The following is a 19,288-nucleotide window of genomic DNA, read 5'->3' as shown; positions in this document are numbered from 1 at the left end:
CGTGGCGGCACTCATGTCTGCGTCAGGTTCAGACCGACTCTCCGTGACACCTCCAGGGCGAGGATCATCAGATGCGCACGGTTGCTGATCCCCGCCTTTCCGCGGATCCGGCGCAGATAGGTGTCCACGGTGTGCGGGCTCAGGTTCAGCCGCCGGGCGATGGAGAGGTAGGTGTGGCCCTCGGCCAGGTACGACAGGACTTCGCGTTCGCGGTCGCTGAGGGTGTCCAGGACTTCCGTGGTGATGGGGCTCACGGGCGGCCTTTCGTGGGAGGTGGTGCCGTACGCTGCGACGGCGCGACGGCTCGGGCGCGGGCTGACTGAATGGGCAGACCACTCACCCGAGTTAAGGTGTGAGGGTTTTGTAGACGGACGATCAAGGGTGCGGACTGAGTGTGGTGGCCTGACTCGCGTGCGAGCCGCGCATGACCGGCGGGTCTGCCCCTGCCGCTGTCGTCGACGGTGCCGGCGGTCGTGACCGCTTCACCGCCGGCGGGTGCCCCGTGCCCCGGCAGGCGGCGTCCGCCCGTCAAGGAGTGGCGTCCGGTGCCTGCCCTCGGCGCGCCGGCCGGGAGTCCCCGTACTGGACGTACGCGGGCTCTCGGCCGGTGCGGCGCGTGGGGGCCCCTCCCGCGCCTTCGAGGCAGTGGGGGAGCGTGGCGGGCGTCGCGACGGGACGGACGTCGCCTGTCGGGGTACTAGCGGCCCCAGCCGCTGTCCCCGTCACGATCGGCGGTGGTGACCGCCTGCGCGGTGGTGGCGCGGCGGCCCCAGCCGCTGTCGCCGTCGGTGCCGGCGGCCGTGACCGTCTCGTTCGTGGTGATGCGGTGGCCCCAGCCGCTGTCGCCGTCGGTGCCGGCGGCCGTGACCGCCGCACCGCCGGCGGGTGCCGTGCGGCCCCAGCCGCTGTCTCCGTCTTGCCCGGCGTCCGAGGCGGCCGCCACGGAGACCGGGCGGGCGTTCTGGGACGACGCGGCCTGTACTCCGCAGAGCCCGACGGCGATGACCGCGCTCAGCTGGGCGAGGACGACGAGGCGGGTGCGAAGGGACTTCATCGGGGCACTCCTGACGCTTGCTTAGGAAGGGAACTGTTCGGTCGGTTCCGTTCGTCTCGGTGCTTCAAGACTGTCGTGGGAACGCGTCCATGACTACGAATGACGGTGCTCACCAAGCTGCCGGGCAGCAAGACGAACAGGGGTCGTAAGTGTTCACAGCGGACGAAAGCTACTCAACCGATCCGGTGATACGGCCGAACGAACGGGAAGCGACGCTCTATCGCTGGGTGGCCCGCAACGAACGCCTGGAACGGGACCGTGCCGCCAGGGAACTCGGTCTGGACCGCGAGGAGATAGACGCGGCCCTGCTCTCCCTGACCGAAATGGGCCTGCTGAAGGCCGACCCCGAGGATCCCGCCCGGCTGCGGCCGGTCGACCCGGATCTGGTCGGCGCGGTCGTCACCGGCCGGCTCGAATCCGTCATCCGCACCCAGCAGGCCGAGCTGCACCGCATCCGGGAGCGGTTCTCCGATCTGCGCGGCCACTACATGGACAGCCTCAGCCACGCCTCCGCCGACGTGGAGGTCGTCCCGCGTCTGGAGGAAGTGCGCGCCGCCCTCAACCGGGCCTCCGCCGAGTGCACGGAGGAGATGCTGACCAGCCAGCCCGGCGGCCAGCGGGACCCGGCGGTGCTCCAGGAGGCACTCGGCCGGGACACCGCCATGCTCGCCCGCGGCGTGCGGATGCGCACCCTCTACCACCACACCGCCCGCTTCAACGGCCCCAGCCAGGCCTACGTCGCCACGGTCTCCGCGCTCGGGGCCGAGTACCGCACCGTCCACCAGCTGTTCGGCCGGCTGATCGTGTTCGACCGCAAGACCGCCTTCGTGCCCGACCAGGGCGACTCCTGGGGCGCCGTGGTGGTGCGCGAGCCGTCCCTCGTGCACTACCTGTGCGAGGTCTTCGAGCAGACGTGGTCCGTGGCCGAGCCGTTCTCCGACGCGGCCGTCGACGGGCTGGAACTCGTCGCCAAGGACATCGACCGGACCATCGTGCGGCTGCTGGCCGAGGGGTTCAAGGACGAGACCATCGCCCGGCGCACGGGCATGTCGCTGCGCACGGCCCGCAAGCACATCGCCGACATCATGGAGGCGCTCGGCGCGGAGAGCCGCTTCCAGGCGGGCGTCCTGGCCGAGCGCAGCGGGCTGATCGACCCCGGGCACTTCGGCGCCGGCGAAAGCTGAAACGCCCCGGGCGGGTGCTCCTCGCCCCGGGGCTCGGTACCGTGAACCCGGGACTACCGCCAAACGCTCCGACGTACCAGAGTTCGAGTCCGCGGGAGCGTGCCGGAGCCAAGGCCCGCACGCGCCCGTGGTCACGTGCCGGAGGGGAAGGGAGACCGTGTCCTTCCCCGGCACGTACCACACGCCCTCTGGCGCACGGCGCGAGCGCGCCGCCGCTCACAGGTGACCCGGTCCGCGGATCACCCATGCCGCCCCGTCGGCCGCGGTGTGCGTCCAGGGTGCCCGTAACGGCCGCACGCACGTCGGCGGAAGGCGCGACGAGGGGGAATCAGGACGTGGACATGGAATCGGCTCCGGTCGCCGGCAGACCCCCCCTGGAGGTTTTCGCCCGGGATCTGGCGCTGTGCCTGTCGGTCAACCGCGACCGCGGTCCCGCCCTCGTCTGGCCGGACGGCGTGGAGGCCCTGGTGGCCGAGTCCTCCGTGGCGGACCTGGCCCAGGCGGCCGCCGGGACCGTGCAGGGCACCCCGCCGCCTGCTCCCTCCGGACTCGCGCGTGCCGCCGAACTCTCCGCGGAACTGGGCCGGTTGCTCAACTGCGAGGTGCGCAGTTCCCTGGTCCTGCTGCCGACCGGGGAGGTGCGGACCGGCGACAGAGCCGCCACCGACCTCGTCCTGCTCCCCGTGCGGGGCGGCTGCGACTGCCGGGTGCGCCTGGAGCCGCGTGCTCCGGAACCCACCGCCGCCGAGCAGGTCCTGAACCTTCGGCTGCGGGTCGGCGAGGCCCTCTACGTGCCCGCCGGACTCGGCTACTCCCTCGGTGGGGTGCACGCCCCCTGCGTGCTGCAGGTGCTCTCGCTGCACGACTCCGCCTGGTGACCACCGCCCGGCCCGTCCGGACACCCGCGGCCGCGCGGGGGACCGCGAACCCGTGACTGGCCGCCGGCCCGCCCGCCCAGGACGATCGCTGTCGTCACGAAAGGTGGGTCGCATGAAGTTCTCCGTACTTGGACCGCTCGCCCTGAGCGATGACGGCGGCATCCGGGCCCTGCCCACGGCGCCGAAAACCCGTAGCCTGCTCGCGCTGCTCGTCCTCCACGCCGGCCAGCCGGTGCCACAGGACATCTGCCGTGAGGAACTGTGGCCCGAGGAGATGCCCCCCTCCGCCGTGCAGAGCCTGCACACCCGGGTGCTGCACCTGCGTCAGGCCCTGGCGAAGGTGCCGTCGGTGGGCTCGCTGCGAGCCGCCAAGCAGATCCTGGTCACCGGGCACGGCGGCTACGCGCTGCGCCTGGGGGAGAACAGCCTGGACCTGCACGACCTCGAGCACCGGCTGCGTCTCGCCCGCCAGGCGGAACTGGCCCACGACGACCGCAAGCTGTCCTTCGCGCTGCGCGACGCGCTGAGCCTGTGGCGCGGCCCCGTCCTCGGGGACACCCCGGCCGGCCCGCGCATCCAGGCCCACGCCACCAGCCTGGAGGAGCGCCGCGTCACCCTGCTGGAGAAGTGCGTGGAGGCGGAACTGCGCCTCGGCCTGCACCACGAACTCCTGCCCGAACTGCGCAGCCTGACGGTCTATTTCCCCACCCACGAGAACCTGCACGCCCAGTACATGCTCGCCCTCTACCGCTCCGGCCGGGTGGCCCAGTGCCTGGACGCGTACCGCCTGCTGCGCGACCGCCTCGTGACGCAGATCGGGATCGAGCCCTCGCCGCGGCTGCGCGAACTGCACGCGGCCGTCCTCGCCGAGAGCCCCGACCTCACCCTGCCCGGCCCCGGCCCGGACGGCCGTACCCCGCCCCTGCTCGGCTCCCGCCTGCTCAGCGCGGGTTGAGGGCGGCCGGCCGGGGCCGGTGCCCCGGCACCGACGCCAGGACCCGCCGCGCCACGTCCGCCGTGAGCGCACCCAGCACGTCCTGCAGATAGAAGTGCCCGCCGGGGAAGTCGACGACCTCGGTGGGCCCGCTGGTGTGCCGGGCCCACTCACCGGCCGCCGCGGCCGAGACGTCCTTGTCCTGCCGCCCGTAGTACACGGTGACCGGGGCCGTCAGCGCGCGGTCCGCGCCCGTGAACTCGTAGGTCTCCATCAGCCGGTAGTCCCCGCGGATGGCCGGCAGCAGGAAGGCGCGGAACTCCTCGTGGGCCAGCAGCGCCGCGTCCGTGCCCCCCTGCTCCAGGATGTCGGCCAGCAGCGCCTCGTCGCCCTCCAGATGACGGCGCCCCGGCGGGACCAGGTGCGGCGGCACCATCCCCGACACGAAGAGGTGGGCGACCTCGCGTCCGTGCGCACGGCGCAGCAGCCGCGCCACCTCGTAGCCCAGGGCCGCCCCCATGCTGTGCCCGAACAGGGCCAGCGGCCGGTCCGTCAGCGGCAGCAGCGCGGCGGCCACCTCCCCGGCCAGTACGGGCATGCGCGTGACGCACGGCTCGTCGAAGCGGTCCTGGCGCCCCGGATAGCAGACCGACACCACGTCGAGGGAGCCGGCCAGTTCCTCCGCCCACGGACGGAAGAACGTCGGCGCCCCGCCGGCGTGCGGCAGGCAGACGAGGGTCGCCGGCCGGGGCTCCCCGGCCGGCGCGTAGCGGCGCAGCCAGAGGTCCTGGCCGCGCTGTTCTGCGGTGTGCGCGTTCATGGTCGGTCCTTCGCTCGGGCGGTGGGTTCCGCGGTCGGCTCCCCGGCGGGCATCCACCGCAGGAACGGGAAGATCAGGCCGGCCGCCGCGAGCGAGAACACCGCGAAGGCCGTGGACAGGCCGGCCGCCTGGGCGAGCGCGCCCGCCAGGGCCGAACCGAGCGGCAGCGCGCCCCAGCTGAACATGCGCAGCGCGGCGGTGTAGCGGCCCAGCAGCGCGTCCGGCACCAGCGACTGCCCGATGGTGCGGGAGTTGACCGACCACAGGACGCCGCCCGCCCCGCCGAGGAACGCCGCCACCGCGTTGAGCGCCAGCGACGACGTCAGCCACGGCGTGGCGACCAGCACCAGGGTGCCGAACAGGTCGGCCGACATCGCCCCCTTGCGGCCCAGCACCCGGTTGACGAGGCCGACGGTCACCGCCCCGACCACGCCGCCCAGGCCCAGGGCGCTCATCAGGACCCCGAAGTCGCCGTCGTCGGCGCCCATGGACCGGGTGGCGGCGAGCGGGATCAGCGCCATCCAGGCGCCCCAGCAGGCGCACATCACGGTCAGCGTCAGCGCCATGGTGCGCAGGCCCCGGTTGCCCCACAGGAAGACGAGGCCCGCCCGGATGTCCCCGTGCCCCGAGCGGACCGAGCCGCCCGGGGCCCCCTCGGCCCGGAACCGGCCGGCCAGGGGTACGAGCGGGAGCAGGACCAGGGTGCCCAGCACATAGGTGACGGCCGTCGCGCCGAGCGCCGCCGCCGTGCCGGAGGCCAGCAGGGCCGCGCCCACCAGGGGCCCGGCGAACTGGTTGCAGACGGTCTCCGCGCCCGCCATCCACGCGTTGGCCCGCTCCCGGCCGGGGGCCGCCACGGCGGCCGGCACCAGGGACGCGGCGGCGGTCAGGGCGACCACCTCGGCGACGCCGAGCACCAGCCCGCAGGTGAAGAGCAGCGGCACGTCCGCGCCGCCCCGGCCCACCGCGGCCATCAGCACGACCACCGACAGGGCCCGCACCCCGTCCGCCAGCCACAGCAGCAGCCGCCGGTCGAAACGGTCGACGAGGACGCCGACGTGCAGCGAGGTCAGCAGCCAGGGCAGGGTGAGCGACAGGGTGACGGCGGAGACCGCCAGCGGCGAGTCGGTGACGTGGGCGGCCATGAGCGGGACGACGAGCTTCGTCACGCCGTCGGCGAGGTTGGTGACGGCGGTGAAGACCGTCAGCAGCCAGGTGTTGCGCGCGCCCGTCCGCTCCGTGCGGGCGGCCGTGCCGGCGGCCGGGGCCGGGGCGGGGGTGGCGGTCATACGCGCCGCTCCAGGCGCGAGGACCGGCGGGCGAAGTGCACCAGGGGCGCCAGGTCCTCGCGCGTGCGGGTGTGCAGGACGCGGCCGGAGACCAGGACGTGGTCGTCCAGGGGCACACAGTCCGCCACCCGGCACACGGCGCCGGTGACGGTGCCCGCCAGCAGTGGGGCGCCCTCGACCGTGTCGTAGGGGACCTGGTCGAAGCGCCGTTCGGCGGGCAGCCGCGCGAAGCGGTCGGCGAGCGCCCGCTGCTGCCACGACAGCACGTTGACCGCGAAGCCGCCCGCCGCCCGGACGGCGCGCAGGGTGCCGCTGCCCGCGGCGAGCGACACCACCAGCGTCGGCGGGTCGTCGGTGAGCGAGAACACCGCGGTGGCGGTGCAGCCCACCGGACGGGTGCCGGCACGGGCGGTGATCACCGTGACGCAGGTGGCGAAGCGGGTCATCGCCTCCCGGAACTCGGCCGGCTGGACGGGGCCGGCACCCTCGGGCACCGGACCCGGGGCGGTGGTCTCCGCGGTGAGCGCGGTCATCGGGAACTTCCTTCCAGGCGGGGGAGCGGCGGGTCGGGTGGCTGGTCCTGCGGCGGGTCCGGTACGGAGCCCGTCATCGGCCGCTGCCGTCCAGGACGCGCCGCAGGGCCGTGCGGTCGGTCTTGCCGTTGGCGTTCAGCGGCAGGGTGTCCAGGACCGTGAGCGAGGCGGGGACCATGTACGCGGGCAGCCGGGACCGCAGCGAGGCGAGGACCACGGACGGGTCGACGGCGTCGCCGGTGCAGGCGGCGGCCAGACCGGTCTGTCCGCCGGTGCCCGGCACCGCCAGGACGACGGCGTCCCGGACCCCGGGTGCGGCCCGCAACGCCGCCTCGATCTCGCCCAGTTCGACCCGGTAGCCCTGGATCTTCACCTGCTGGTCGAGCCGGCCCAGATGGACCAGGCCCGCCCCGGTCACCCGCACCCGGTCGCCGGTGCGGTAGTACAGGGCGGGCTCCGGGGGCGCGCTGTCCGTCACCACGGTGGCCCGGCCGTCGGCGTACCGGACGAAGCGGCCCCGGTTGTCCTCCGGGTCGAGGTAGCCGGGGAAGCGCTGGACGCCGCGGACGCACAGCTCGCCCTCGGCGGCCGGGCGCCCGTCCTCGTCCAGCACCAGGTGGTCCAGGCCCGGGTACAGCGTGCCGATCGGCACCGCCGCTCCCGTCCGTTCCGGGTCGGCGGCAGCGTCCAGGCGGAACTGGGAGCAGCTCAGGGTGAGTTCGGTGGGGCCGTACAGGTTCTCGGTCACGGCCGCCGGTGCCGCCGCCCGCCAGGCCGCCGCCTGGGCGTGGGTGAGCGGCTCGCCGCAGAACAGGCTCCAGCGCAGCCGCGGCATGGAGCCCGGGGCGAGCTGCCGCAGCCGTGCGGCGAGCGAGACGACCGAGGGCACCGAGAACCAGTGGGTGATGTCCTCACGGGCCACGAACCTGGCCGGGGCGAGCAGGTCGTGCGGTCCGGGCACCACGACGGTGCCGCCGGACGCCCACGCCCCGAACAGATCGAAGACGGACAGGTCGAAGGTCAGGTCGAAGGTCTGGCTCAGCCGCGACCCCACGCCCAGGCCGTAGCGCGGGACGACGTGGTCGAGATACGCCTCGACGCTGCGGTGCCGCACCGGGACGCCCTTGGGGGCGCCGGTGGAGCCGGACGTGAACAGCACGTACGCCACGTCGTCAGCGGCCACCGGGCTTGGCGGCGGGGCGAGGCGGTCCGCCGTGGCGTCCGGCCCTTCGGCGAGCGGCGTGACGACCGGCACCGGCAGTGCCGCCTCCGCCTGGTCAGGCTGGGCCAGGACCAGGTCGAGCCGGGCCCGCGCGGCGATGTCCGCGGTGCGCGCCACCGGGAACGCCGGGTTGAGCGGTACGACGACGGCGCCCAGGCGCTGCACCGCGAGGTAGCCCGCGTACGCCGTGACGGTGCGGGAGGCCAGCAGCCCCACGCGGCGGGGCACGGCGCCGCCGCGCACGTCGAGGAGCAGCCGGGCCAGCCGCCCGGCCAGCGACTCCAGCCGCCGGTAGGTGTAGGTCTCGCCCCCGACCTGCAGGGCGACCGCGGCCGGATGGCGGCGCGCGGTGGCCGCGAACCGGCCGTACAGGCCGGCCGGGGCCGCGTCCGCCGTCGCGGCGTCACCGGCCGGGGTGCTCGTCAGGCTGTCACCGCGCATGGCTCGGGTCCTCCGTCCACATGGCCGTCGTCTCCAGGTCCCCCAGGGCGTCGAGCAGTTCCGTGAACGCCCGCTCGATCACGGCGGGGCGTGGCCGGCCGCGGTCGGCGGAGGCCGTCGCGAAGCGGGCCGCGCGGGGCAGTTCCGCCCAGGCGGCCGCCGCCCGCTCCACGGCCTCGGGCGCACCGGCACCGTCGCCCAGGGCGGCGAGCCGGTAGCGCTGGTGGCGGGCCGCCGTCCACAGGTCGTCGGCGTGCGCGGCCAGGGCCCGAGGGTCGCCGCACACCCGCGCGGCGACGTGCCGCAGGGCGGCGTCGCCGTGCACCCAGTGGCCCGCGCCGGCCGGTCGCCGCACGGCGTCGGCCCGTTCCAGCCAGCGGTACTCCCGGGCATCCGCCGGAGCGTCCTCCTCACCGAGCGCGTAGCGGTCGCGGTTGGCGGCCTGCGCGGTCAGGGCGGCCGGCGGGGTCAGGGCGGTACGGAGCCCGGCGTCGGTCAGGGTGCCCGCCCACGGCTCGTGGGCGCCGTGCGGCGTCAGCGCCCGGAACGGGTCGCGCACCGCCCAGCGGCCGTCCGCCAGGGCCTCGACGAGCAGCCAGTGCGGGGTCTCGGTCCCGCCGTACGCCGGGGACCAGGGCAGGTACCGGGTGTTGCCGACGGCGATCACCCGGCCGCGGCGGGCGGCCTCCGAGGCCAGCGCCGCCCGCGCCGTCTCCCAGGCGGCGGCCGAGCGGTGGGTGAGGCCGGTGCCGTGCGCGTCGACGTCGATCCGCGTGTGGTGGGAGAAGGCGGTCCCGCCCTCGGCGGGGTCGGTGCGCACCGCCAGGCGGATCGCGGCGGCGAACTCGGTGTGCGCCGACGGGCGTTCCGCCTCCAGGTAGGGCAGCAGCGCGGCCGTGTAGCAGCTCAGTTCCGGTTCGGCGGCTTCGGTGGTCATGGTGTCTCCGGTGCGGGATTCGGGTCCGGCAGTGCGGTGTGGGCGATGCTCAGCGGGACGGTCGCACGGCCGCGCAGGCTGATCCAGCGGTAGGGGCCCCAGGTGCCGCGGGTGGCCGGGAGGGGGACGTCGATGGACCACGGCCGGCCGGCGAGGCCGGTGCCCGCCGCCTTCACACACGCCTCCTGCACGGTCCACAGCCAGGCGAACTCCTGGGCGCGCTGCCCCGGCGGCAGCCGGGTCAGCACCTCCGCGCGGTCGCGCGCGCAACGGCGCAGCAGGGCGTCCGCCACCGACGGCGGCGCGTGCTGCACGTCGAGCCCGACCGCGCGGCCGAGGGCGGCGCAGGCGGCGACGGCGTCGCCGTCGTGGCTGACGCTGATGCCGATCCCGGGCCAGCCGGCGAGGGCGGGGCGGCCGTGCGCGCGGTACACGACATCGGCGTCCCGGGCCGCGGGGAAGCGGGCCGCGAGCAGTCCGCGCAACGCCCGCCGGGCGGCGAGGCGTTCGGCGGCCCGCACCGGGGGCAGCGCGGCCGCGTCGGCCAGGTCCCGCTCGGTGAGATGGCCCCGGGGCGGGCAGCCGTCGGCGAGCGCCACCCACAGCCCGGGGGCGGCCTCGGTGAGCAGCCGTCCCCGGGGCCCCGTGGCAGACGGGGGCGCCGGGCGCAGCGCGGTGGCGGTCATACGGCCAGCCCCTCCAGCAACGGCGCCAGCCGGTCGGCCACGGTGTCCAGGACGACCTCGGTCGCGCCGCCCCCGATGCCGAACAGAGCGGCCTCGGAGCGCAGTTGCTGAATACCGCCGGCGACGAACCCGTCCGCGCCCCACAGCTGGGCGCAGACCGTCAGGACGTGCTCCACCGTGGCGCCGGAGGCCGCCTTGAGGACCGCGGCGGCGGTGGCGTCCCGCCGGCCGGTGATCCGTTCGCGCGAGGCCGTCCACAGCGCGTCCAGCGCGCTGACCCGCACGGCGCACTCCGCGAGCCGCTGCCGTACGGCGGGGTTGCGGTCGAGCGGGGTGCCGTCGACGGTGCGCCGGGCGAGCCGCGCGGCGGTGTCCGCGAGCACCCGGCGGCACAGTTCGGTGCCCCAGGCGGCCGAGGCGAGCCGTTCCACGGCGATGTTCCGGGCGAACAGGGCCAGGCCGCGGCCGGGCCGCCCCAGCAGGTGACCGCGGTCCAGCCGGCACCCGGAGAAGGTGATGTGGCCGACGCCGGACCCCGCGAACAGCGGGGTGTCGGCCGGACGGACCGTCACGCCCGGGGCGCAGAGCGGGACGAGGAGCCAGGTGAAGCCGGTGAAGTGGCGGCCGGGGCGGTGCCGGGCCAGGACCAGGGCGTGGCCGGCGGTGGTGGCCGAGGTCACCCAGCGCTTGACGCCGTCGAGGACGACGGTGCCGCTGTCGGTGTCCGCAGCCGTCAGGTCCACCCGGGTGGCCAGCCCGGCGAGGTCCGAGCCGGCCTGCTGGTCGGTGGCCGCCAGCGCGAGCAGGTCCTGCCCCTCGGCCGCGGAGCGCAGCACCTTCTCCGCCACCGGCGACGACGCGGTCTGCGCCAGCAGCGGCAGGGCGGTGGCCAGTTGGACGAGCAGCGACAGCACGAGCCCCTGCGGGCCCCGCGCGTCGGCGGCGCCCAGCAGCCGGCGCAGCAGCACCGCGTCGATCTCCCCGCCGGGACCGGCCGGGTACAGCCGGTCGAGCAGACCGGTACGGGCCAGGCCCGCCAGCACCTCCCGGGCGTCCCGGCCGGGCGGCAGGACGCCGGCCGCGTCGTCAGGCATAGCGCACCTCCTGGTCGAGCAGGGCGAGCCGGCCGTCGGCCAGGTGGAGGCGGTCGTTGCTGTAGTTCAGCGCGGCCGACCGCAGGTCGCGCAGGGAGCGTTCCAGACCGGTGGGAGAGTCCTTGAGGTAGCCGTGCCGCATGCCGACCGCGGTCACCAGGTCGTCGACGGCCCGGTGGCACTGCTCGGACGCGGTCAGCTTCAGGGCGTTGACCAGGAGCTGGTGGCGCGGGTGGGACAGGTCCGCGCCCTCCTCCACGGCCCGGCGGACTGCGCCGGCGGTGTGCCGCAGCATCGCGTGCACCGTGTCCAGGCGCTGCCGCGCGGTCGAGAGCCGGGTGAGCAGCAGCTCGGAGGAGAGGTCGGAGCGGCGGCGGCCGGAGCCGCCGCGCAGCTCCGACACCACCCGTGACAGGGCGCCGCTCGCGGTGCCCAGCCACGCCGCCGACCAGCCCAGGTGGGCCAGCGGCCCGAAGGTGTTCATCGCGATCCGCCGGAAGGCGCCGTGCTCCCCGACCACCTGGTCCTCGGGGACCCGGCCGGTGAGCTGGAGCGCCGTGCTGTGGCTGGCGCGCATGCCCAGCGGGTTCCAGCTGCCGCGCTGCGTCACCTCCAGCTGGTCGCGGCGGGCGAAGACCAGCGAGACCTCGCCGTCGGACCGGGCGTGCGGGCTGCGCATGGTGATGAGGTAGCCGTCGGCGTGCATCCCGCCGGTCACCACGGGGGCGAACCGGTCGATCTCCAGCCGGCCGTCCCGCGCGCCGAGTTCGGCCTGCGCGGAGAGCAGGTGGCCGCCCTTGCCGGCCTCGGTGGTGACCGAGGCGAGGTACATCCGCCCGGCGGCGATCTCCGGCAGCAGCTCTCCGGCCAGCCGCGGGCCGGCGTGTCCGGCGATCGCGGCGACCTGCTGGCAGTGCATGGCGTACACCATGGCCGTGGACATGTCCGCGCGGCCCAGCTCGAGGGTGATGTCGATCAGGTCGTCGACGCTGCCGCCGGGACCCCCGTGCCGGGTGGGCACCAGCAGCCCGAGCAGCCGGGGCCGCAGGGCGTCGAGCACGGCGACGGGGAACTCGGCCCGTTCGTCGCAGAGCGCGGCGTGCCGGCCCGCGAGGGCGGTCACCTGGTCGACCTCGGCGCGCAGCGACGCGGACAGCCCGGCCCCGGGCACGGTCGGCGTGGCCGCGGCCGGCGCGGGGGCGCTCACACCGACTCCGCCGCGACCGTGGCGGTGTCCCGCGCCGCCTGCGTGGCCCGCCACAGGTTGCCGGCCGTGGTGAAGGTCTCCTCGACCAGGGCCTCGTCGGGCAGGGAGACCCCGAGGGTGTCCTCGAGTGCGAACATCAGCTCGATGGCCTGCATGGAGTCCAGCCCGTAGGTGCGCAGGGGGGTGTCCTCGGTGATCGTGTCGCCGTGCAGGAACGGCAGGAACGGCGTGAGCGTCTCGACGAAGAGTGCGTCCATCGTGATCGGTGCCTTTCTGGGAGCCGAAGGGCTTTCTGGGGGGGGCGAGGAGGCTTTCTGGGGGTCGAGGAGGAAGGAAAGGAGCGGGCGGGCAGGAGGGGGTCAGCGGGCGGCGGGTGACCGTCGGATCAGCGCGCACAGATCGGCCACGCGGTGCAGGTTCTCCGGCATCAGGTCCTCGGGGGCGAACTCGACGGCGAAGCGCTGCTCCAGCCGTTCCACGACCTCGACCATGCGCATCGAACCGAACTCCGGGAGCCTGCTGAGGTCTCCGTCGAAACCGCCGGTCCTGACGGCCAGGGCGTCCTCGGACACGTGCAGCACCGCCGCGACGACGGCGCGCACCTCGTCCTCGAGGTCCTTCGGCCGCCGCCCGCCGAACACCTCGGCGTCCGCGCGCAGGGCCTCGCCGGCCCGCTCGAACAGGCCGGCCGGTTCCGCCCGGCCGCGTGCCACCCGGCGGTAGGCGAGGTAGGTGTGCTCGACCACGCCGTCCCACTGCGCCAGGTGTGCGCGCACCGCCTCGTCCTGCGCACCGTCCGCCAGGTGGGCGGCGTACGCCGCGTGCAGGTGCCGGGCACGGGCCAGCAGCCAGGTCTCCAGGGTGAACCGCTCCAGGGCGAGGACGCGGTCCTCGTGACCGGCGTAGGCCCGCAGATAGGCGTCGACCGCCGTGTCGTCGGCGGGCTCGTGCACCGGCGTCGGAGCGGGCCCCGGCGGCCGGGCGGACAGCCGCACGGTGACGGTGTCCGCCGGCAGCTCAGCGAGCAGGGCGTCCAGTCGACCCGGCGCGTAGACCTGGCGCAACGGGCGGGCCGGGCCCCACTCGGTGTCGTTGTGGTAGGCGTCGGTCACCGTCACGCCGTCCGCGCCGGGTTCGACGAGGAAGCTGTGCTCGACGTGTTTGTGCCCGTGGTAGGGCACCCACGGCAGGTGGAAGGCGTCCGCGACGACGTACGCGGGATCCGCCGCCCCGTCCGGGGCCGTGCCCGGCGGCCGGGTCCCTTGTTCGTCGACGGTCAGGCCGAGCAGTTCCTCGGCGGCGGCGAGCTGGCCGGCGACCGTGGGCTCGACGGTCGGCAGGCCGCCGGGTCCGTGCGGAGCCGGGGCGAAGCGCAGGACGGCGCCCAGGCGCAGATGGGTGTCCGGGCCGTGGTGACGGTCGGCGAGGACGGCCAGGTTGGCCTGGAGGCAGTCGAGCAGCGGGGCCCGCACCTGGGGTGCCGGCAACGGGCGCGGCCCGGCCGCCGCCGTGGCGTCGTGGGGGAGGGCCGTGGTCATGCCGGGCCTCCCGCTGCCGTCCGCGGTCCGTCCTCGATGCGGGCCAGGCCGCGCACCGCGTCCCGCAGTCCCGCGGGGTCGGGCGCGCTGTCCGCCAGTTCGCCGGCCAGCAGCTGCTGGTAGGCGCCGAGGTCGAGGTAGCCGTGTCCGCTCAGGCAGACCAGCACGCCGTCGGGGAGGTCGCGGGCCTCCTCTCCGGCTGCGAGCCGGGCCGCCACGGCGAGCGCGTGTCCCGACTCGGGGGCGGGCAGCACCGCCTCCGAGAGCGTGAACCGGCGCCCCGCCTCCAGGGCTTCCACCTGCCCGACGGCCACCGCCTCCACGTCCCCGGAGTGCCGCAGCGCCGAGACGAGTTTGGCGGCGCCGTGGTAGCGCAGCCCGCCGGAGTGGGAGTCAGGAATGCGGTAGTCGCTGCCTATGGTGTACATCGCCTCGCGCGGGCCGGTGCCCGTCGCGTCGGTCTTGTCGTACGCGTACACCCCCTGGCTGAGCTTGGGCGAGGCGGCGGACTCGGCCGCCACCAGGCGCGGCGGCTCGGCGCCGGACGCACGGGCGGAGGCGAGGAACGGCAGGGCGATGCCGCCGAAGTTGGAGCCGGCGCCGACCGCGCCCACCACCGCGTCCACCGAGGTGCCGGCGGCGGCGAGCTGCTCCTCGCTCTCCAGGCCGATGACCGACTGGTGCAGGATGCTGTACGTCTCGCCGCTGCCGATGCAGAACGCGGCGCCGTCGTGGGTCTGGGCGTACTCGACGGCCTCGCCGATGGCGAGGGAGAGGCTGTTGCCCTGGCTGCCGTCGTCGGCCGCGGCCACCTCGGTCAGGGTGCTCGGGCTGGCGTGCACCCGTGCCCCCAGCATTCGCATCAGCACGCCCCGGTAGGGCTTCTTGGCCAGGCTGGAGCCGACCATGAAGACGGTGCAGCGCAGGCCGAACATCGCGCAGGCCGCGGCCATCGCCGTGCCCCACTGGCCGGCGCCGGTGCCGGTCACCAGCTCGGTCACCCCGGCCCGCTTGTAGTAGTACGCCTGGGCCAGCGCCGTGTTGAGCTTGTGGCTGCCGGAGATGTTGCCGCCCTCGTACTTGACCCAGACCGGGACGCGGGCGCCGATCGCCCGCTCGAAGCCGCGGGCCCGCCACAGCGGGGTGGGGCGGAACGAGCGGTACGCCTCGGCGACCTCCCGCGGGATGTCCCAGAACTCCCGGGGCTGGAGGCTCTGCCGCATCAGCTCCATCGGCAGGTTGATGTGGATGCCGGAGCCGGGCGCCGGGTTCTCCGGCGGCAGGTCGGCGGGCAGTTCGGTGGTCAGGTGCGGCAGGACGCTGCGCCAGCTGCCCGGCACCCCGGTGGCGGGCACGGCCGGGGCCGCGGCGGTGCGCTCGGCGACGGGCGCGCTCATCGGGCACTCACGGCGGGGGTCGTGGCGGCTGTGGCGGCTGTGTTCACCAGGTCGATCAGGTCACGCACGGTGGCGAAGCTGCGGCCCACGAACAGGTCGTCGGGCAGGGCGAGCCCCAGGTCGTCCTCCAGACGGATCAGCATGCCCAGGAAACCCAGGGAGTTGACCTTCAGCAGGGCGCCGTTGAGGGGCTCCTCCTCGGCGATCGTGGCGGGGTCCACGGACAGCCGGGACTCGGTGACGACCAGGCGCCGCACGGCGGCGGCGATGCGGTCGCGCTCCGGCGCGCAGGACGCCGGGGACACCGGGGACGCCGGGGACGCCGAGGACGCCGAGGACGCCGAGGACGTGGACGGTACGACGGACACAGTCGGTTCGCTGGACATCAGGGGTGCGCCCTTCTCGGCCCGGGCGGTGCGCGGGCCGGCTGGATGAGGGGAGGGGGTGCCGGGTGGGCGGGGCGGGCCGTCAGGTGGTGCGCAGCGCGCCCCGGGCCTGCACCACCCACTGGGTGGTCAGCAGGGAGCCGAGGGCGACCGGACCGCGCACGTGCAGCCGGCCGGTGGAGATGGACAGTTCGGGGCCCAGGCCCATGGTCGGGCCGTCGTGCAGACGCAGGGAGCCGTTGACGATCAGCGCGGCGGCGTCCACCGCGCCGGTGTAGGCCGCCACCGCAGCCTCGTCGGTGGCGACGATGCCCTCGGTGTGCCCCGAGCCGTGGCGGCGCACATGGGCCACCGCCGCGTCCAGGTCGTCGACGACGTGGACACCGATCGCCGGCTCGAGCACCTCACGGCCGAAGTCGTGGTCGGCCAGCGGCTCTTCGCGCAGACCGTCGGCCGCCGCGCCCTCCGGGTCGGGCAGGGACGGCAGCGAAGGGTCCGTGCGCAGCGTCACCGGCCCCGGCCAGCGCCGGGCCGCCTCGCGCAGGTGCGCCGCGAAGTCGCCGGCCACCGCGCGGTCGACCAGCACCAGCTCCAGGGCGTTGCAGGCGGTCGGCTCGGTCATCTTGCTGTTGAGGGCGATCGACGCGGCCAGCGGCAGGTCGGCGCTGGCGTGCACGAACAGGTGGTTGACCCCGCCGCCGCTGGCGATGACCGGCAACCTGCCCGCGGTGCGGCAGTAGTCGACGAGCGACGGCCCGCCCCGGGGCACCAGGACGTCCACGACGTCCGGCCGGCCCAGCAGCCAGCGCAGCCGGGAGCGGTCCGGGTCGTCCAGCACCGTGGCGAGCTCCTCGGGCAGCCCGGCCTGCGCGCAGGCGGCGCGGATCGCCTCGCCCAGTTCGGCGTTGGTCGCCGCGATCTCCTTGCCGCCGCGCAGCAGCACGGCGTTGCCGGTGGCGACGCACAGCAGGGCGCCCTCGATCGTGGCCGTGGGCCGGGCCTCGTACACCATGAGGACCACGCCGAGCGGCTTGCGCACCTGGCGGCGGCTGCCCCAGGTGCCGACCGGGCTCTCGGGGCCGGGGGCGGTGACCTGCGGCAGCGCCTCGTGCACGTGTCCGGCCAGCCGGGTCAGCACCTCCAGATGGGTGTCGCCGAGCCGGAGCCGGTCCACCAGCGTGGGCGGCAGACCGCGGGCCTCGGCGGCGGCGACGTCCTCCTCGTTGGCCTTGCGGATGCGGGACCAGCGGGTGCGCAACTGGTCCGCCAGCCGCAGGCAGTACTCCTGATAGGCCGGATCCCCGACGGCGGGCGCCTGCACACAGGCCGCACGGGCCGCGCGGGCGACTTCTTCGATCATGATTTCCCTACCACATGAATTGGCCGCCGTCGACGATCAGCTTCTGCCCGGTGACGTACGAACTGCGGGAGTCCACGAGGAACTCCAGGGCGTCGGCGATCTCGGCGGTGGAGGCGATTCGTCCTTGCGGGATGTGGCGCAGCACGGCTTCGCGTGCCGCGTCGTCGTCCAGGCGGAACCTGGTGACGACCTCGTCGGTCCAGGTGAAGCCGGGAATGAGGCAGTTGACCCGGATCGCCGGCGCCAGCTCCAGCGCCAGGCACTTGGTGAGGTGCAGCAGGGCCGCCTTCGCGGCGCAGTAGGCGGCACCGTCGGTGCGGGGACGCAGACCGGTCGTCGCGCCGATGTTGACGACGTTGCCGCCGGCCCCGTCCAGCATGTGCGGTGCGCACGCGTGGGTGAGGTTCAGGGCGCCGAAGAGGCTGGTGCCGATCACCGTGTGCCACTCGGCGGGGGTGCTGTCCAGGAAGGGCTTGTCGATGTTGACGCCCGCGTTGTTGACCACGACCCGCGGCGGACCGTACCGCTCCACCGCCTGCGCCACGGCGGCGCGCACCGCGTCCGGGTCGGTGACGTCGGCGCGGACGGCCCGGACGGCGGGACCGAGGGCGGCCTCGGTGGCACGGGCGGCCGCCTCGTCGGCGACGTACAGTGCGACGACCCGGTGGCCGCGCCGGGCCAGGCGCTCGGCCAGGGCCCGCCCGATGCCCCGGGTGCCGCCGCTGACCACGGCCAGGGAGCCGGCGGTGACGCCGCCGGGGGCCGGGGCCGGCTCGGTGGCGGTGCTCATGCCTCCCCCGTCCCCGCCAGCACCCGGGCGCGGTCGACCTTGCCGGTCGCGCCGAGCGGCAACTCGTCGAGGACCCGGATCAGTTCGGGGACCATGTAGCCGGGCAACCGGTCGCGCAGCGCGCGGCGCACCCGGTCGGTGAACACGTCCGCCGGCACGGTGGTGTCCTCCGGTACGACGTACGCCTCCAGCCGGTCCCGGCCGCCGGGGCCCCGGCCGACGCCGACCACCGCGCCGCGCACCCGCGGCAGGCCGCGCAGCACCACCTCGATCTCCTCGGGTTCGATCCGGAAGCCGCGGATCTTCACCTGCCGGTCGACGCGCCCCAGGAACACCAGGTCCGCGCCGGCCCGGGAGACCAGGTCGCCGGTGCGGTAGTACACGCCCTCGCGTCCCGGGAGCGTCACGAACCGCTGCGCCGTCAGGTCCGGGCGGTTCAGATAGCCGCGCGCCACGCACACCCCGCCGAGGTACAGCTCGCCACTGGCACCCGGCGGCACCTCGCGGCCCCCGGCGTCCAGCACCACGGCCTCGTGGCCCGGCACGCAGGTGCCGATGGGCACCTGGTCACCGCCGTCCCAGCCCTCCCGGATCCAGTACCGGGTGGCCGCGATCACCGCCTCGGTGGGGCCGTAGCCGTTGCACAGCGGCACATGGGCCAGCGGGCCGGACGTCCACCGCCGCAGCACCGCCGCGCTGGGCGCCTCCCCGCCGAAGAACACGGCGCGCAGTCCGCTCAGCAGCTCGACGTCCCGCGCCGTCAGCTCCTCGCCGAAGAAGGTCTCGAAGTAGGCGGTGGTGCATCCCACGTAGGTGACCCGGTGCTCGCGCACCCGGGAGAAGAGCTGCGGGCCCGTCCACAGTGCCGCACCGCGCAGCAGCACGGTCCCGCCGGCCACCAGGCCCGCCCACATCTCCATGACGGTGGCGTCGAAGGCGGGCGCCGAGAAGGACAGCAGCACGTCGTCCTCGGCGAGGCCGTACGCCTCCACCGCGCCCGCCAGGTGCGCCGCCAGCGGTCCGTGGTCCACGCACACGCCCTTCGGGGTGCCCGTCGAGCCGGAGGTGTAGATCACGTACGCCTGGTCGCCGGCGCCGGGACGGCCGGGCAGCGGGACGTCGTCCGGCGCGGCGTCCGAGACCGCCTCGGCGACCCGGAGGACCGGCACCCCGTGCAGCCGGGCCGGGACCCCGGCCCCGCCGGTGGCGAGGACCAGCGGTGCGCCGGTGTCCGCCAGCACATGCCGCCGACGCTCCTCGGGCCACGCCGGGTCCAGCGGCGTCCACGACGCCCCGGCCAGCCAGCAGCCGAGGACGGCGGTCATGAACCGCTCGTCGCCGGGGCCCAGCACCCCCACCACGGCGCCGCGGACCGGCCCCCGGGCGGCCAGCGCCAGCGCCACGGCCCGTGCGCCGTCCCACAGCCCGCGGTAGTCGACCCGGGCGTCACCGCAGATCACCGCCGTACGGTCCGGGGTGCGCCGGACCCGTTCCTCGATCAGGTCCAGGGTCGTCGGCAGGTCCGTCCTGTCGGCCAT

The 19,288-nt window shown here is 75.3% G+C and carries 20 protein-coding genes; 3 read left to right on the top strand and 17 right to left on the bottom strand.

From position 1 onward, the window contains the following. Positions 1-11: 11 nt before the first annotated feature. Positions 12-254, bottom strand: coding sequence for a response regulator transcription factor (locus ACWC21_RS27775; protein WP_450885569.1), 243 nt, complete (start codon positions 252-254; stop codon positions 12-14). 443 nt (positions 255-697) lie between these two features. Next, on the bottom strand, positions 698-1,054 hold the full coding sequence (locus ACWC21_RS27770; RefSeq protein ID WP_450885568.1) for a hypothetical protein: 357 nt from the start codon (positions 1,052-1,054) through the stop codon (positions 698-700). Between the two features lie 227 nt (positions 1,055-1,281). On the opposite strand from ACWC21_RS27770, the gene ACWC21_RS27765 reads away from it, so the two are divergent. The 3 genes from ACWC21_RS27765 (at position 1,282) to ACWC21_RS27755 (ending at position 4,071) form a co-directional block, all read left to right on the top strand. Continuing rightward, the gene (locus tag ACWC21_RS27765; RefSeq protein WP_450885567.1) at positions 1,282-2,238 is read left to right on the top strand and encodes a helix-turn-helix transcriptional regulator; all 957 of its coding nucleotides are present in this window, start codon (positions 1,282-1,284) and stop codon (positions 2,236-2,238) included. Between the two features lie 341 nt (positions 2,239-2,579). Beyond that, a complete protein-coding gene (locus ACWC21_RS27760; protein ID WP_450885566.1) occupies positions 2,580-3,116 on the top strand; it encodes a hypothetical protein in 537 nt (178 codons plus the stop codon). Positions 3,117-3,228: 112 nt separating this feature from the next. Continuing rightward, on the top strand, positions 3,229-4,071 hold the full coding sequence (locus tag ACWC21_RS27755; RefSeq protein ID WP_450885565.1) for an AfsR/SARP family transcriptional regulator: 843 nt from the start codon (positions 3,229-3,231) through the stop codon (positions 4,069-4,071). Here the strand turns inward: ACWC21_RS27755 and ACWC21_RS27750 are convergent. The 15 genes from ACWC21_RS27750 to ACWC21_RS27680 form a co-directional block, all read right to left on the bottom strand. Beyond that, positions 4,058-4,870: a thioesterase II family protein gene (locus ACWC21_RS27750; protein ID WP_450885564.1), complete on the bottom strand. Its 813-nt coding sequence runs from the start codon at positions 4,868-4,870 to the stop codon at positions 4,058-4,060. The genes ACWC21_RS27755 and ACWC21_RS27750 overlap by 14 nt on opposite strands. Then, entirely contained in the window at positions 4,867-6,159 is a 1,293-nt protein-coding gene (locus ACWC21_RS27745; protein WP_450885563.1) for an MFS transporter, read from the bottom strand. Before ACWC21_RS27745 ends, ACWC21_RS27750 begins: the two co-directional genes overlap by 4 nt. Then, positions 6,156-6,692 carry a flavin reductase family protein gene (locus ACWC21_RS27740; protein WP_450885562.1) on the bottom strand — a complete coding sequence of 179 codons (537 nt, stop codon included), beginning with the start codon at positions 6,690-6,692 and terminating at the stop codon, positions 6,156-6,158. The genes ACWC21_RS27745 and ACWC21_RS27740 overlap by 4 nt, the downstream gene beginning before the upstream one ends. Before the next feature lie 73 nt (positions 6,693-6,765). Further along, on the bottom strand, positions 6,766-8,355 hold the full coding sequence (locus ACWC21_RS27735) for an amino acid adenylation domain-containing protein (RefSeq protein ID WP_450885561.1): 1,590 nt from the start codon (positions 8,353-8,355) through the stop codon (positions 6,766-6,768). Next, positions 8,345-9,292 carry a hypothetical protein gene (locus ACWC21_RS27730; RefSeq protein ID WP_450885560.1) on the bottom strand — a complete coding sequence of 316 codons (948 nt, stop codon included), beginning with the start codon at positions 9,290-9,292 and terminating at the stop codon, positions 8,345-8,347. The genes ACWC21_RS27735 and ACWC21_RS27730 overlap by 11 nt, the downstream gene beginning before the upstream one ends. Continuing rightward, a complete protein-coding gene (locus ACWC21_RS27725) occupies positions 9,289-9,978 on the bottom strand; it encodes a 4'-phosphopantetheinyl transferase family protein (protein WP_450885559.1) in 690 nt (229 codons plus the stop codon). Before ACWC21_RS27725 ends, ACWC21_RS27730 begins: the two co-directional genes overlap by 4 nt. After that, on the bottom strand, positions 9,975-11,072 hold the full coding sequence (locus ACWC21_RS27720) for an acyl-CoA dehydrogenase family protein (protein ID WP_450885558.1): 1,098 nt from the start codon (positions 11,070-11,072) through the stop codon (positions 9,975-9,977). The genes ACWC21_RS27725 and ACWC21_RS27720 overlap by 4 nt, the downstream gene beginning before the upstream one ends. Next, positions 11,065-12,279 carry an acyl-CoA dehydrogenase family protein gene (locus ACWC21_RS27715; RefSeq protein WP_450885557.1) on the bottom strand — a complete coding sequence of 405 codons (1,215 nt, stop codon included), beginning with the start codon at positions 12,277-12,279 and terminating at the stop codon, positions 11,065-11,067. Before ACWC21_RS27715 ends, ACWC21_RS27720 begins: the two co-directional genes overlap by 8 nt. Further along, positions 12,276-12,536, bottom strand: coding sequence for an acyl carrier protein (locus tag ACWC21_RS27710; RefSeq protein ID WP_450885556.1), 261 nt, complete (start codon positions 12,534-12,536; stop codon positions 12,276-12,278). The genes ACWC21_RS27715 and ACWC21_RS27710 overlap by 4 nt, the downstream gene beginning before the upstream one ends. 102 nt (positions 12,537-12,638) lie before the next feature. Continuing rightward, the gene (locus ACWC21_RS27705) at positions 12,639-13,817 is read right to left on the bottom strand and encodes an acyl carrier protein (protein WP_450885555.1); all 1,179 of its coding nucleotides are present in this window, start codon (positions 13,815-13,817) and stop codon (positions 12,639-12,641) included. After that, the gene (locus ACWC21_RS27700; protein WP_450885554.1) at positions 13,814-15,214 is read right to left on the bottom strand and encodes a TrpB-like pyridoxal phosphate-dependent enzyme; all 1,401 of its coding nucleotides are present in this window, start codon (positions 15,212-15,214) and stop codon (positions 13,814-13,816) included. Before ACWC21_RS27700 ends, ACWC21_RS27705 begins: the two co-directional genes overlap by 4 nt. Then, positions 15,211-15,600: an acyl carrier protein gene (locus ACWC21_RS27695; RefSeq protein ID WP_450885553.1), complete on the bottom strand. Its 390-nt coding sequence runs from the start codon at positions 15,598-15,600 to the stop codon at positions 15,211-15,213. The genes ACWC21_RS27700 and ACWC21_RS27695 overlap by 4 nt, the downstream gene beginning before the upstream one ends. Positions 15,601-15,682: 82 nt before the next feature. Beyond that, a complete protein-coding gene (locus tag ACWC21_RS27690) occupies positions 15,683-16,960 on the bottom strand; it encodes a glutamate-5-semialdehyde dehydrogenase (protein WP_450885552.1) in 1,278 nt (425 codons plus the stop codon). A 7-nt stretch (positions 16,961-16,967) separates the two neighbouring features. Then, positions 16,968-17,750 carry an SDR family NAD(P)-dependent oxidoreductase gene (locus ACWC21_RS27685; protein WP_450885551.1) on the bottom strand — a complete coding sequence of 261 codons (783 nt, stop codon included), beginning with the start codon at positions 17,748-17,750 and terminating at the stop codon, positions 16,968-16,970. Then, positions 17,747-19,288, bottom strand: coding sequence for an amino acid adenylation domain-containing protein (locus ACWC21_RS27680; protein ID WP_450885550.1), 1,542 nt, complete (start codon positions 19,286-19,288; stop codon positions 17,747-17,749). Before ACWC21_RS27680 ends, ACWC21_RS27685 begins: the two co-directional genes overlap by 4 nt.

The sequence above is a fragment of the Streptomyces sp. NPDC001348 genome (assembly GCF_053597535.1).
This window is presented reverse-complemented; position numbering and strand designations above follow the sequence as displayed.